Below are 12,362 nucleotides of genomic sequence, written 5' to 3' on the forward strand. Positions count from 1 at the left end.
AATGAATTCGCTCAATGATTTCTAGCTTAGCTAATTTTCGTAATGAACGGCGAATTGTAGAATTTGATACATGTAATTTCTTTTCCATCGTTTCATGCTTCAAGTGTGCGGCTAAATACTTCACCGAATAGCAGCGAATCATCTCCAGAACCGCACGATCTGTTTTATTCATCGCATTGTAGTGATTGTCTGAATGCTTGCGTGCTGCCGCGTCTAATTGTTCTTTGTTTGCGAATTTTGCGTAAGTAGAAAGATAGTGTGTCATAGGAAAAACCCCTTTTTCCCTCTATATAGAGAGGGAGGGGTGAAAAGTGGACAGGATGTAAGAAATATTTTTGAAAGTATTTATGCGAAACCTAATTCCTTATTTAGCTCTAACATACGTTCGATCGACACTCCCGTTATTCCGACGATTTTTTCTATATCCATATTCCGTATCAATAAATTACGCACAGTTAATTCTTTTTCTTTTTCAAGTTCTCCTTCTTTGGCTGTTTCTTCCCTGCACTTCGCTTCTCTCAAAATGTCTTCACAATCCACAAATTCTTTCACACGCGCTTGATCACATCATATTGATTCGTGTATTAGGTCTGCTAATTTTGATAAATATATCCGTTTCACCGCTCGTTTATTCATGCATTTCCCTCGTACTTTGTATAGTTGTAACTGCTAAACTATTTTAGCGGATTCAAATACGCTTTTCCCGTCGATCATCGTGAGTAATCGATTAAATTCTATATCTGCCAACGGTTTGCCTTTAAGTTTCTTTTCATTGAATCGATTGATCTGCGTACGGAAGTTTTGGATTAGTGCATCCTCGTTTGGAATCCTCACTTTTTCATAGCCTTGTTTAATCAATTTATCAATCATATTATTTTCAAGATGTGCCTCAGATTGATAGCTCATTCGTATCACATCCCTTACTCCGATAAGTAGCTTCTAACTTTATTCTACTATAAGTTACAATTATTTTTTAGTTAATGCAGGAAATTAGTGGTAGTACATAAAAAAGAACCAGCCATTTCTACATCGGTGGGAGTAGGAGGCTGATTGTTTAGTTTACTAAATTTGTCTGAAGAATCATTACAGCATAGCGAATTCTTGCTCCAGTTCTTCAATATTTTTGATAGCATCTTGAATCCCATCTTCTTTTAATTGAAATTCTTTTTTAACTTTTTCAATTTGACTTTTCGTAATTTTTTTGGTTATTTTTGCCATACCGCTAACTGCCAAAACACCTGGTATAATAGCACCTACCGCCAATATATAAGGGTTAGTCATAGCACCGGATACCATAAATGCCATATCATCTAGCTGATGTTTGGGCTTCAATTTTATTTTACTGTCGATTAGTAATTCATTTAATTCAACAGATAAAACCTGTTTAGTTTGTTCAATAGCATACTCCCCTATTTTTTTCATTTGCGAAACTTCCTTATCGTAATTCAGTAATTTCAAACATTCTATTTCATATCTACAAGCAACAGCATATACGTACCAATCAGTTGCAAGTAGTTCCTGTTGAACTGTTAATGAACTTTTAAATGTAGTCCATTCTTGCAGCGCTAATTCTAAATACTTAATGTAATTTTGTTCATGTGACCGATACAATAATGCTTTATTTTGATAACTTTCAGCGTTTACAAAATGAGTGAATTTTATATTGAACTGTAGATCTTCAATTTTCGCATCCATTTCATCTAATTTGGCACCTATTTTTTGTAACGATTTATCTACTTTCTTTAGGACTCTATGAGTGTTTATAAACTTACTCGCTGATAATGCCGCTGAAATTGGTTCGACCATAATAATACCTCCTTCATAAATGTTTAATTTTTATTAAATACCTACCTGTTGCTACCGTTATAATATCAAAGCTCAGTATTCTTATAAAAGGGATTGGTATTTCAACATATTGCAATTTAACTCTATTAATTGAGCATCCTTCTCTCAATAGATAAGCAGCTAGCGTTAGCTCTTTTGATGAAAGTAGAAGGCTAACGCTCATATTGTAATGTTGGTTTTAATTTGATCTATTTAACAAAGACCGTTTATCTAGTGATCCCTAAAAGTTAGATTGGAACTCTAACTTTTTGGATGCGCGTCATTATATTATACAGAATTTCCTCCCCCTTTACCATTCACACCCCCAAGCCGTCCACCTTGCCAACACACCAAATTCATGCTAAATTGAACAATAGAAAATTTCATTACGGAATCATTATGTATAACCTCGATAATATGGTTCGAGGGTCTCTACCAGGAACCGTCAAATCCTGATTACAAAGTACTTTTTGTAATCGGGATTTTTCTATGGAGTTTATTAGATACTGACAACTTAGGTAGGAGGAATTATCTTGGATTTACGTGTACTTTTATTAGCTATTTCGGCAATTACGGTTGGGCTTGTAGAACTGGTCGTTGGCGGGATTTTACCGGTTATTGCGGATGATTTGAATGTGTCGATCGCGACTGCTGGACAATTAATTACGATTTTCGCGCTAGTCTTTGCAGTCGCGGGGCCTGTGTTGCTTTCCTTGACGGCTAAGATCGAACGTAAGAAGTTGTATTTGATTACGCTTATTGTGTTTTTAATTGGAAATATTCTAACCTATATTAGTCCTACGTTCGGCTTGATGGTGGCAGCGCGTGTGGTGACGGCTGCTAGTGCGGCACTTGTGATTGTGCTGGCGTTGACTATCACAGTGCGGATTGTAGAGCCAAAGGTCCGAGCGAAGGCGCTAGGCTATATTTATATGGGAATTAGTTCGTCGCTAGTGCTTGGCGTGCCGATTGGGATTATGGTGACAAATGCATTTGGCTGGCGATCGGTGTTTCTCGGAATTTCAATATTAACGATTGGTTCGATTGTGCTGATTGCGAAGTTTTTGGAGAAGATTCCGACGGGCCAAGTGCAACCACTTTCCGCGCAGATTAAGGCACTTGCCAATAAAAAGATTTTCTTTGCGCATTTAGCAACGATGTTTATGTTAGCTGGGCATTACACGGTGTACGCGTATTTTACACCGTTTCTTGAAACGACGATGCAGCTAAGTCCGTATTGGATTAGTGTGTTTTACTTCTTGTTTGGACTTGCGGCAGTCGGTGGCGGTGTGTTCGGTGGCGGACTCGCTTCTCGTTTGGGATCGAAGAAGAGCATTTTGATCATTTTGGGGGCATTCGCTGTCAGCTTGTTCGCTCTTCCTTACTCAACGTTCTCGATTCCGTTGTTCATTGTATTCATGATGGTTTGGGGCGGGCTTAGCTGGGCGCTGGCACCTGCACAGCAGGATTATATTATTCAGAGTGATCCCGCGTCTTCAGATATTCACCAAAGCTTTAATAATTCTTCGCTACAAGTCGGAATTGCGCTTGGTTCAGGTGTAGGTGGTATGGTATTTAGTCAGACAGGCAGTGTGACGATGATGCCTGCGGTGGGTGGCAGTATTGTCATTATCGCGTTAATCTGTGCAGCGATTTCACTGAAAATAGTTGATCAAAAAAGAAGTCAGCAAGTAGTTTCTTAATCAGGTAGAATGGAGTCAACGTACTGTTGGCTCTATTTTTTATGGGAAGTGAGGTTGTAACATGCTCGGATTGTTAATTAATGTTGCTATGATGATTGTTTTTATCGTGTATGGGGCGATGTTGTCGCAAGGAAAAGGGGCTTCGTTACTGTCAGGCTATAATACGATGTCTTTGGAGAAAAAAGCGAAGATTGATGAATTCGCTTTATGTAAATTCATGGCAAAAATAATGTACGCACTCGCTTTTTGTCTAGGATTATTCGCACTAAGCGAGTGGTTGGAACAGGATATGTTATTTATTGTAGGTTTGGCTCTGTTCTTTGTAGTCATTATGTTTGCGATTGTTTATAGCAATACAGGCAATCGGTTTGCTAAGTGAGGAAGATAAAAAATGCTCTCTCCTTTTCATTTGTGTAGATCATATTATCAAACACCTCAGACATTTAAGCCAGCTTATATATATGCAATTTTCCACACTACTATTTAGTAGTATTTGATTTTCCCTTTACTTTATACGAATTCGATCTAAACTGTCCATTACTTCTACGCACTAAACTGCCACATCACAATAAAATCCATGCCAACTCCCCTACTGTTTGGTACACTAGACTATGTGCTAATTTTATTAAGGGAAGTGTAATAATGGTAGGAAGAAACGAACCATGCCCATGCGGTAGTGGAAAGAAGTATAAAAAATGTTGTGAATCAAAGCAAGCCGTAACTGTAGAAGATGTTCAAACAGAAGAAATGGAGCGTCTATTGCAGACGTTTTACGATACACATCCGGAACGTGTAGATGTGAACGAGTTTATCGAGTACTCGAAAGCTTGGAAGTCTTTATTAGATCATTATTTGCCAGAAGAAATGATCCAAACTATTGCGCTAGATGAGTTTTTCTTCCATCACCGGACAGATATTTGGGCGAACTATGTAGAGAAACAGAAAAAGAAACAAGTACGCCCTTCTATTTTGGAATTGTTAGACCTATGGGGTGAACCACGTGTCTTTATTGGTGAAGTAACAGCGGTAGACAATACGTATTTATCCGCCACAAGCATTCTTGGTGACGAGACAATTAAATTATGGAAAGAAAGCGATAAACCAGTTCCTGCGGGCGTTCACTTCTATTGCTTCCTATTGCCAGATGGTACTTCAACAGGCAATTATCTAGCTGTTTCTAGTCTCATCTTCTTCCCAACAGATCATACGGAAGCGATCAAGACATTCGCGAAGTCCGTTGCGGATGAACAATTGAAAGATTATACGATGAAGTTCTGGGAAGCTCTTGGGGAAGATGGATATTCAGGTGGCGAATTCACAGAATTTGAAGCGGGCGTCTTATTGTCTGCTGGTGCGTTCTTAGAGACGAATGACCGCCAGTCCGATGAATTACTTGAATTACTTGAAGATTTTTTAGTGGATGAGCAGCCGAAAGCACGTAAGATGGTTGCGATTGCCGCAGGTGCGATTCGTTATGGACAAGAGAATGATTTCTTCACACCTCTAGATATGACATTAAAAGAGATTGCGGAATCATTTGACGTGTCCCCTTCTTCAATGAATAAGTACGCAAAAGATATTTCGCAGTACGTGAGTGACAAGAACTAAACCGAGTGAGGAGTTTGGAAGATGATAGTATCACAATCTAAAATGTCGGATCCATGGGAAGCGTATAACGATGTAGAACTTTACGGTAAACAAGTATTATCAAGCATTGAGTTCACAACAACGTATTTATGTAATATGCGCTGTGAACACTGTGCGGTCGGATATATGTTACAGCCAAAAGATCCACAAGCTTTACCGATCAAACTGTTACTTGAGAAGTTAGATGACATTCCTCATTTACGGACACTTAGTCTAACTGGCGGCGAGCCCATGTTCTCAAAAAAGTCTGTTGAACAATATGTAGTGCCTCTATTGAAATATGCCCACGCACGCGGTGTCAAGACACAAGTAAATTCAAATTTAACGATGCCGTTTGAGCGTTACGAATTAATCGCACCATATTTAGACGTGTTGCATATTTCGCATAACTGGGGCACAGTCGACGATTTCATTGATGGTGGATTTGCGATGATGGAACGAAAGCCACCCCGCGCGCGTCGGGCGGAGCAATTCGCACGGATGATTGACAATAGTAAAAGAGTATCAGAAATGGGTGTCATGGTATCTGCTGAAACGATGTTAAATCGTCGGACGTTACCGCATTTGCAGAAGATTCACGAGCAAGTAGTGAATGAAATGAAATGTGGACGCCACGAGATTCACCCGATGTACCCGAGTGATTTCGCTTCTTCATTGGATGTGCTGTCGTTAGATGAAACGCGTATAGCGATGCTCGATATTCTATCGTTCCGTGATCAAGATACGTGGATGTTGTTTGGCACGTTACCGTTCTATCATTGCAGTCAAGATGCGCGTGATCAGGAACTATTCGCGAAACTAGCGACAAGCTCGAATGTTACGGTGCGTAATGATCCAGACGGTCGTTCTCGTTTGAATGTAAATATGTTCTCAGGAGACGTCATCGTCACAGACTTCGGTGATGTGCCACCACTCGGTAATATCCAAACCGATCGCTTGCCCGAATTATATGATAAATGGCAACAGCACGAGCTTGCAAAAAGTGTAAGTTGTCATTGTCCCGCAGTACGCTGTCTTGGACCAAACTTACTAGTCAAAGATGCATATTATCAAAACGTTGATTTTACAAAACGTCAATATTAAAAATACCGTATGGCTCCACGCCATACGGTGTTTTATTTTCCAAACCCTTGGAATTCTTTATCTATCGCATTTTTAAACGTATCGGATTGGACTGCTTCTTTTAATGCTCTCGCAAAGTCCTTATCCGTATCCCCTTCTCTAACCGCGATAATATAATTCAATTCTTCGCTCAGCTGCTCTTTCGCTAATGCAGCATCTAGTTCCATGTCATTTACTAAGACATAATTATCTGGAATGACGGCTAAATCTCCACTTGCCAAAGACGCAACGAGCTGTGCCGTTAAAACTGGCTGAATCTGAAGTTTTTTGGGATTGCTGTCGATTTGCGTTTCATTGACCGTATACGTTTTGGCATCTGTACGTAATGACAGTAATCCTTGTTGCTCAAGGAAACGCAGTGCCCTTGCTGTGCTTAATTCGTCATTTGGAATCGTGATCCATGCACCATTAGGAATATCGTCTATAGATGTCAATTCATTCGAATAAAGGCCAAGTCCAACACTTGGAATATCCGTTAGAGCAACGATTGGCAATTCTTCTTGTTGTTTGGATTGGTCTAAATACAAACGTTGCTGAAACATGTTTGCATCGATATCGCCTTCAGCTAAGTCAGCGTTCGGTGTAATAAAGTCTACGTATTTTTTCACTTCTGTTGTATACCCGAGCTCTTTTAAAGCCGGGGCAAGTGCTTTGTCGATGACTTTTGCGTAGTGTCCTTCTGTCGTTCCGATCGTTATCATCTGATCATTATCTTTTGGGCTACACGCCGTCAGCAACAAACCAAGTATCGCCAACAAACCTAGTACTTTCATTTTCATAGTGTTTCCTCGTTCCTTTCAATTTCTACTATAATTCATCATATTCGTTGCGCATTTTGCTGTCAAATGCAATCATACAAGAAAAAAGATGTGTAGCAATGTACACATCTTTTTTTCTCGTTATGTACTATTTACCAGACTGCCGGTTTTTGCACCATCAGCCACATCATAACTAGCATCAGACTAATGTAAATCCAAGCAGTGCGGCGTAGTTTTTTGATAATCTCTTCTTTAGTGTTACCTGATTCATGGAATTTCTTTAGTACCGCAGAAAATCCGGTAGCTAGAAACACGCCCGATAGTAACATGACGCTTATCGTGAGAATAACCCAAGAAGTATGCCACGGCCACGGACCAAATATGATTAGCAACACGCCGGACACTACTAGCACGTGACCGGCATGCATAACGAGACGGATAATGACTCGGATGAATGCCAAATAGATTTCTTCAGCTTCCGCATTTGCCGTGCGCAATCGGCGAATCAACGGCAACAGTAAAAATAAAGGGCCTACTGAAATAACTGCAGATACTACGTGCGCAAAGACGACCGCTCCGTAATAGAGATTCATCTATTAGATCATTTCTGTACTGGGCTGTATTCGTGCACCCAAACTTTCATCTGTGGAAGCCAAGGCATTTTGTCGTGAATTGCGAGCATTGTTTGTTTGTACTCTTCTACTGTTTCATGACCTTCTGATTTAGCATGTTCATCTGTTAGTTCTCCAAGTGTTTGGACGTACAGTTTGTCGATTGTGAACTCTTGACCTTCTAGTGTCATAATTTCACCTGGGTATGCATACACACCATTTCTTCTAGTTGCCCATTTTTTTCCGTCGAGTACTTTTTGTACATCTTCTGGAATGGTTACAAGTCGTTCAATAGAACACGTCTTTTTAGGATAATCTGTCATAATTACACTCCTCTTAATTAGATAATCTTTCACCCTCTTAGTGTAACGCTTTTCGACAGGGATTTCGAGGATTAGATTCGATGGGGAAGATTTCTATGAGCGCGGCAACGTGTTCTATGAGCACGAAACTGCTTTCTATGAGCGCGGCAACGTGTTCTATGAGCACGAAACCGGTTTCTATGAGCGCGCGGACGTGTTCTATGAGCACGAAACCGGTTTCTATGAGCGCGGCAACGTGTTCTATGAGCACGAAACCGGTTTCTATGAGCGCGGCGACGTGTTCTATGAGCACGAAACTGCTTTCTATGAGCGCGCGGACGTGTTCTATGAGCACGAAATTTCATTCGACAAAAAACACCCGCCACTGAATGTGACCGGTGTTTAATCTCTTACTTCACTTCAACTGTATGTTCTTCATGTTCGTGAATTGTGTCGTTCTCGATATGGATCGTTACTTTATACGTTCCAACTTCAGCAAATGAATGATTGCCTGTGTACTCCCCCGGTTTCGTTTCTTCTGTTTCGACCCATTGGATTCCATTGACAGGGTCTGTAATTTCGTAACGTACTTTTGTGTTCTCCAGTGCTTTTCCTTCTAGTTGAACATGTGTCATTAACTCCGTTCCCGTGTCCGCTTTTGCTTCTTCAGGCTGCACGAAATGAATCGACAAGCCTTCAGTTGAACCATGGTCGTGATGTCCATCTGTTGCTTCGTGGCTCTCATGCCCTTCCGCGTCATCTCCTACGACTACTTCACCTATTTGGATTTTCTTTTCAGGCATAACGTGCATTTCACGTGCAGTTACGTGAACTTGTACGTGGTATACACCATCGTTTTCAAACGTTGTAGTCGCTGAATACAGACCTCCTTTATCGTTCGAAGTGTCTATGTGGATGCTGTCCTCTTTCTTGCCTTCTTGCCAAATTTCGTACTCCACTTCAGTAGCATCTTCTACTTTCTCTTCTCCTTGTGTGACAAGTGTCGTAAGTGTAACAGGTTCCATTACCTCTGCAGTCTCAGGCACCGTTAATTCTACTTCAATTGGTTCGGGTAATGCTGCTTCTGTCGGTACATCGTCTTCTTGGCCACATGCCGCGAGCAATGCGGTCATCACAACACCTATAGTTAAAATTCCAAAACGTTTCATCTTTTTATTCTCCTATCTATTAGCTTAGCTGTTATGATTATAATATATGAATGCGAACTTTTAATGAAGTTTCGGCAACTTCTTGAAAGTTCATTCAGATTTCACAATTTTCCAGGAAAATAGAACGATAGACTGATCGAAAAGAGGAGTTTCCATGAGTTACACAATATTAGTCATAGATGATGAACAGCAAATGCGGGATTTGATTCGCATGATTTTGGAAGATGCGGGTTTTATAGTGTTAGAAGCGGGTGACGGTATTCAGGCTTTAGCGGTATTGAAACAACAGGAAATCGATTTATGTATAGTCGATGTAATGATGCCGTATATGGACGGATTTACCTTTGCGGAGCAAGTGAAGCGTACGTCTTCCATTCCTTTAATCTTTCTTTCTGCACGTGGAGAAGAATGGGATAAAGTCCAAGGGCTGAAGCTTGGTGGGGATGATTATATCGTCAAACCATTCTTGCCAGGTGAACTTGTAGCACGAATCGAAGCCGTATTGCGTAGAACGTATCGAGTCAATCCAGATTCGATCGTGTTGCAAGCTGGTCCATTGACGATTAGTGAAGATTCCCACACTGCGCAACTTGCAGGAAAACCACTTAATCTGACGCTGAAGGAATTCGGCTTATTATTGTTGCTCGTCAAACATAAAGGGCGCGCGTATTCTCGTGAACAGTTGCTTGAATTGGTATGGGGCGACGACCATCAAAGTAGTGAACGGACGATCGATACGCATGTGAAAACATTACGCCTAAAGCTTGGCGATGCAGGAAAGATGATTGAAACGGTCTGGGGTATCGGCTATAAGCTTGAGGATCCCGAATGAATAATTTGAATCTCAGCAAAAAGATGTTGCTCGTATTTCTCGGTAGCATAATCTGTACGATTCTATTTTCGTTCTTTTTTATTCATTATTTATATACTGATCTCTACAAAGAACGAATTAAAGAATCAATCATGTACCAAGGTAATCGCACAGCTGCGCACTATCATTACGGTGAATTAAGCGATTCAATCATCGAGAAAATTCAATGGTATAATATTGTTTCGGAATATGAAATCATCGTAGTCGATCGCCTGGATGATCTGACATCGCACTTTCCCTACCAGCTCGATTATCAGATGCTTGTCGATGATAGCGACGAGGACATATTAGAAACTGGACAGCCTGTCATGAAAGAAGGTTATGTTAAAGAGCTGAATCGTGAAATATTCGGTGGAATCTTCCCGATTAAAGGCGAAAATGGACTAATCGGTTTCATCTATATATACGTTCCACTAGCTGCAATTCAAGATGTGTTCCGCGATAGTTTACCTATTATGTTGCTTGTGGGTACCACATTTTTCATTATCTTATTTTTAATCTTGCAACGTGTTTGGCGCTCGTTATTTGAACCATTAAAAACTTTACAAACGTACTCTGAAAGCGTCTCTAAAGGAGATTATTCCAATCGTCTCGATTCCCAACGTTCAGATGAAATCGGAAAACTCGCTACAGCCTTTAATGTAATGAGTCATTCATTAGCCGAACAAGACCAGCGTAAAAAAGAGTTCACATCAAATATTGTCCATGAATTGCGGACGCCGCTGACGTATATTAGTGGCTATGCACAACTTTCACGAGACAAAATCGACTCATCCCCTGAAGATGTGAAACAGTATTTGTCGACAATTGAAAAAGAAACTGAACGACTGAAAAAATTGATTCATGATTTAGTAGAGCTCAATCACTTGGAGCAAGATTTCTACACGCTAGTGAATGAACCCATTGCAATTGCTCAATTATTATTTGATACATTAGAACTTTTTGCGATTCGCTTGAAAGACAAAGGGATTCAGTTGCAGGCGATGATTGATGAAAATTTGATCTTACAAGGTGATCCGAAACGATTGCAACAAGTATTTTATAATACAATCGATAATGCGGTGAAATATGCCGAGCGGTCGATTTCTATCCAATTAGCTGCGAATGATTATGGTGTAATTTATCGCATTGCCAACGACGGTGTGACAATCGGCGACGAAGATATTGCGCGAATCGGCGAACGCTTTTTCCGAACAGATAAAGCACGAAATCGGACGACAGGTGGTACAGGTCTTGGATTATCCATTGTTAAAGAAATTGTACGACTGCATGGAGGAACGTTTAACGTGTCCAATGAAACTACCGAAACAATTGTCACCATCACGTTACCGGTTTTTGATGAAAGGAGTGAAGGTTGATATGGAACGGCTAATCCCTATTCTTTTGGCTGTGTTATTACTAGTTGTTGGTTGCAGTGAGCCGCTTGAACGCGGAAAACAAGTCCGTGATTTCACCTTCACTGATCAACATGGGGAACCGTTCGGCACGGAGCAATTGAATGGTACACCATGGATTGCAGACTTCGTATTCACGAATTGTACGACCATCTGCCCCGCGTTAACGAGTGAAATGGCACAGCTTCAGAAGTTATTAAAAGAACAAGGAACAGACGTACAATTTGTGTCCTTTTCTGTCGATCCAGAAGTAGACACCCCTGCAACGCTAAAAGACTATCTCGCTAATTTTACCGATGACGAGTCCAACTGGCATGTTCTGACGGGTTATTCGCAGCAAGAGATCGAAGCGTTTGCGCGGGAAGAATTCCAGACTTTCGTGTTAAAGCATGAATCATCCACACAAGTCGTACATGGAACCAATTTTTATTTAATCGATGCGGAAGGGTATATACGCAATGAATATAATTTTTCGAATGAATCCTATCAGAAGGAATTGCTTGCGGATATGAAGCGTCTGAATTAATCGGCGATGCGTGACGAATGGTAGCGATTCCGCTATACTAGGTAAGGAAAGCAGGTGTACATGTTGGATTCTCGTTATTGGAAAGTCGGTTTTTTCACCGCATTGACTTCATTTGTCTTGCTCATTATCGGCGTTCGTACAGTCTTAGGCCATGAGCTCATCGTCAATAATTATTTGTCGTTCGCGGTGTTCGGGCTAATCGTCGGTATCGTCAGCTCACTTTTATTATTTTATCAACTACATATTGCCTTTAAGATGTTTATGGTCGTGCTCGTCTTGGCGTTTGCGGAGATGTTCAGAAGCTTTATCTTCATGGATAATGAATTTTCGGAAGCCATAGGAATTTTATCGTTGTTCATCATTTCGTCTTTCGGACTGGCGATTTCGGTCATCGTTCAATTCCTTGTAAAACTATTACGCAACAAGTAAAAGCCA

17 protein-coding genes and 1 riboswitch are annotated in these 12,362 nt (G+C 40.6%); of the genes, 8 read left to right on the forward strand and 9 right to left on the reverse strand.

From position 1 onward, the window contains the following. The 4 genes from ORD22_RS06795 to ORD22_RS06810 form a co-directional block, all read right to left on the reverse strand. On the reverse strand, window positions 1–265 hold a 265-nt coding region (locus tag ORD22_RS06795), incomplete at its 3' end, for a DeoR family transcriptional regulator (RefSeq protein WP_317645178.1). A gap of 80 nt (window positions 266–345) precedes the next feature. Further along, window positions 346–552 carry a hypothetical protein gene (locus ORD22_RS06800; protein WP_317645179.1) on the reverse strand — a complete coding sequence of 69 codons (207 nt, stop codon included), beginning with the start codon at window positions 550–552 and terminating at the stop codon, window positions 346–348. A gap of 117 nt (window positions 553–669) precedes the next feature. Continuing rightward, window positions 670–906: a PDDEXK family nuclease gene (locus ORD22_RS06805; protein ID WP_317645180.1), complete on the reverse strand. Its 237-nt coding sequence runs from the start codon at window positions 904–906 to the stop codon at window positions 670–672. A 177-nt stretch (window positions 907–1,083) separates the two neighbouring features. Continuing rightward, window positions 1,084–1,806, reverse strand: a complete 723-nt coding sequence (locus ORD22_RS06810) for a hypothetical protein (RefSeq protein ID WP_317645181.1) — start codon at window positions 1,804–1,806, stop codon at window positions 1,084–1,086. A 397-nt stretch (window positions 1,807–2,203) separates the two neighbouring features. Further along, window positions 2,204–2,303: riboswitch (purine riboswitch) on the forward strand. A gap of 54 nt (window positions 2,304–2,357) precedes the next feature. Here ORD22_RS06810 and ORD22_RS06815 point away from each other — a divergent pair. The 4 genes from ORD22_RS06815 to yfkAB all read left to right on the forward strand — a co-directional run bounded on the left by ORD22_RS06815 (window position 2,358) and on the right by yfkAB (window position 6,257). After that, a complete protein-coding gene (locus tag ORD22_RS06815; protein WP_317645182.1) occupies window positions 2,358–3,527 on the forward strand; it encodes an MFS transporter in 1,170 nt (389 codons plus the stop codon). Window positions 3,528–3,588: 61 nt separating this feature from the next. Beyond that, complete coding sequence (locus tag ORD22_RS06820; RefSeq protein ID WP_317645183.1) at window positions 3,589–3,906, forward strand: DUF3784 domain-containing protein; 318 nt, start codon at window positions 3,589–3,591, stop codon at window positions 3,904–3,906. A gap of 263 nt (window positions 3,907–4,169) precedes the next feature. Further along, the gene (locus tag ORD22_RS06825; protein WP_317645184.1) at window positions 4,170–5,135 is read left to right on the forward strand and encodes a YecA family protein; all 966 of its coding nucleotides are present in this window, start codon (window positions 4,170–4,172) and stop codon (window positions 5,133–5,135) included. Between the two features lie 21 nt (window positions 5,136–5,156). Further along, entirely contained in the window at window positions 5,157–6,257 is a 1,101-nt protein-coding gene (yfkAB, locus tag ORD22_RS06830; protein ID WP_317645185.1) for a radical SAM/CxCxxxxC motif protein YfkAB, read from the forward strand. A gap of 32 nt (window positions 6,258–6,289) precedes the next feature. On the opposite strand, the gene ORD22_RS06835 is transcribed toward yfkAB, so the two are convergent. From ORD22_RS06835 to ORD22_RS06855, 5 genes are all read right to left on the reverse strand, one after another. Next, the gene (locus ORD22_RS06835) at window positions 6,290–7,075 is read right to left on the reverse strand and encodes a MetQ/NlpA family ABC transporter substrate-binding protein (RefSeq protein WP_317645186.1); all 786 of its coding nucleotides are present in this window, start codon (window positions 7,073–7,075) and stop codon (window positions 6,290–6,292) included. A 131-nt stretch (window positions 7,076–7,206) separates the two neighbouring features. Further along, window positions 7,207–7,647, reverse strand: coding sequence for a DUF2269 family protein (locus ORD22_RS06840; RefSeq protein ID WP_317645187.1), 441 nt, complete (start codon window positions 7,645–7,647; stop codon window positions 7,207–7,209). Window positions 7,648–7,655: 8 nt separating this feature from the next. Next, a complete protein-coding gene (locus ORD22_RS06845) occupies window positions 7,656–7,988 on the reverse strand; it encodes an ASCH domain-containing protein (protein WP_317645188.1) in 333 nt (110 codons plus the stop codon). A 37-nt stretch (window positions 7,989–8,025) separates the two neighbouring features. Further along, window positions 8,026–8,322 carry a hypothetical protein gene (locus ORD22_RS06850; RefSeq protein ID WP_317645189.1) on the reverse strand — a complete coding sequence of 99 codons (297 nt, stop codon included), beginning with the start codon at window positions 8,320–8,322 and terminating at the stop codon, window positions 8,026–8,028. 55 nt (window positions 8,323–8,377) lie between these two features. Next, complete coding sequence (locus tag ORD22_RS06855; protein WP_317645190.1) at window positions 8,378–9,136, reverse strand: FixH family protein; 759 nt, start codon at window positions 9,134–9,136, stop codon at window positions 8,378–8,380. A gap of 154 nt (window positions 9,137–9,290) precedes the next feature. On the opposite strand from ORD22_RS06855, the gene ORD22_RS06860 reads away from it, so the two are divergent. The 4 genes from ORD22_RS06860 (at window position 9,291) to ORD22_RS06875 (ending at window position 12,356) form a co-directional block, all read left to right on the forward strand. Beyond that, entirely contained in the window at window positions 9,291–9,968 is a 678-nt protein-coding gene (locus ORD22_RS06860) for a response regulator transcription factor (RefSeq protein ID WP_317645191.1), read from the forward strand. After that, the gene (locus ORD22_RS06865; protein ID WP_317645192.1) at window positions 9,965–11,365 is read left to right on the forward strand and encodes a sensor histidine kinase; all 1,401 of its coding nucleotides are present in this window, start codon (window positions 9,965–9,967) and stop codon (window positions 11,363–11,365) included. Before ORD22_RS06860 ends, ORD22_RS06865 begins: the two co-directional genes overlap by 4 nt. A gap of 1 nt (window position 11,366) precedes the next feature. After that, the gene (locus tag ORD22_RS06870; protein ID WP_317645193.1) at window positions 11,367–11,927 is read left to right on the forward strand and encodes an SCO family protein; all 561 of its coding nucleotides are present in this window, start codon (window positions 11,367–11,369) and stop codon (window positions 11,925–11,927) included. A 63-nt stretch (window positions 11,928–11,990) separates the two neighbouring features. Then, on the forward strand, window positions 11,991–12,356 hold the full coding sequence (locus ORD22_RS06875; RefSeq protein ID WP_317645194.1) for a hypothetical protein: 366 nt from the start codon (window positions 11,991–11,993) through the stop codon (window positions 12,354–12,356). The last annotated feature ends 6 nt before the right edge of the window (window positions 12,357–12,362 follow it).

It is taken from the genome of Sporosarcina sp. GW1-11 (genome assembly GCF_033088395.1).
Lineage (GTDB): Bacteria > Bacillota > Bacilli > Bacillales_A > Planococcaceae > Sporosarcina.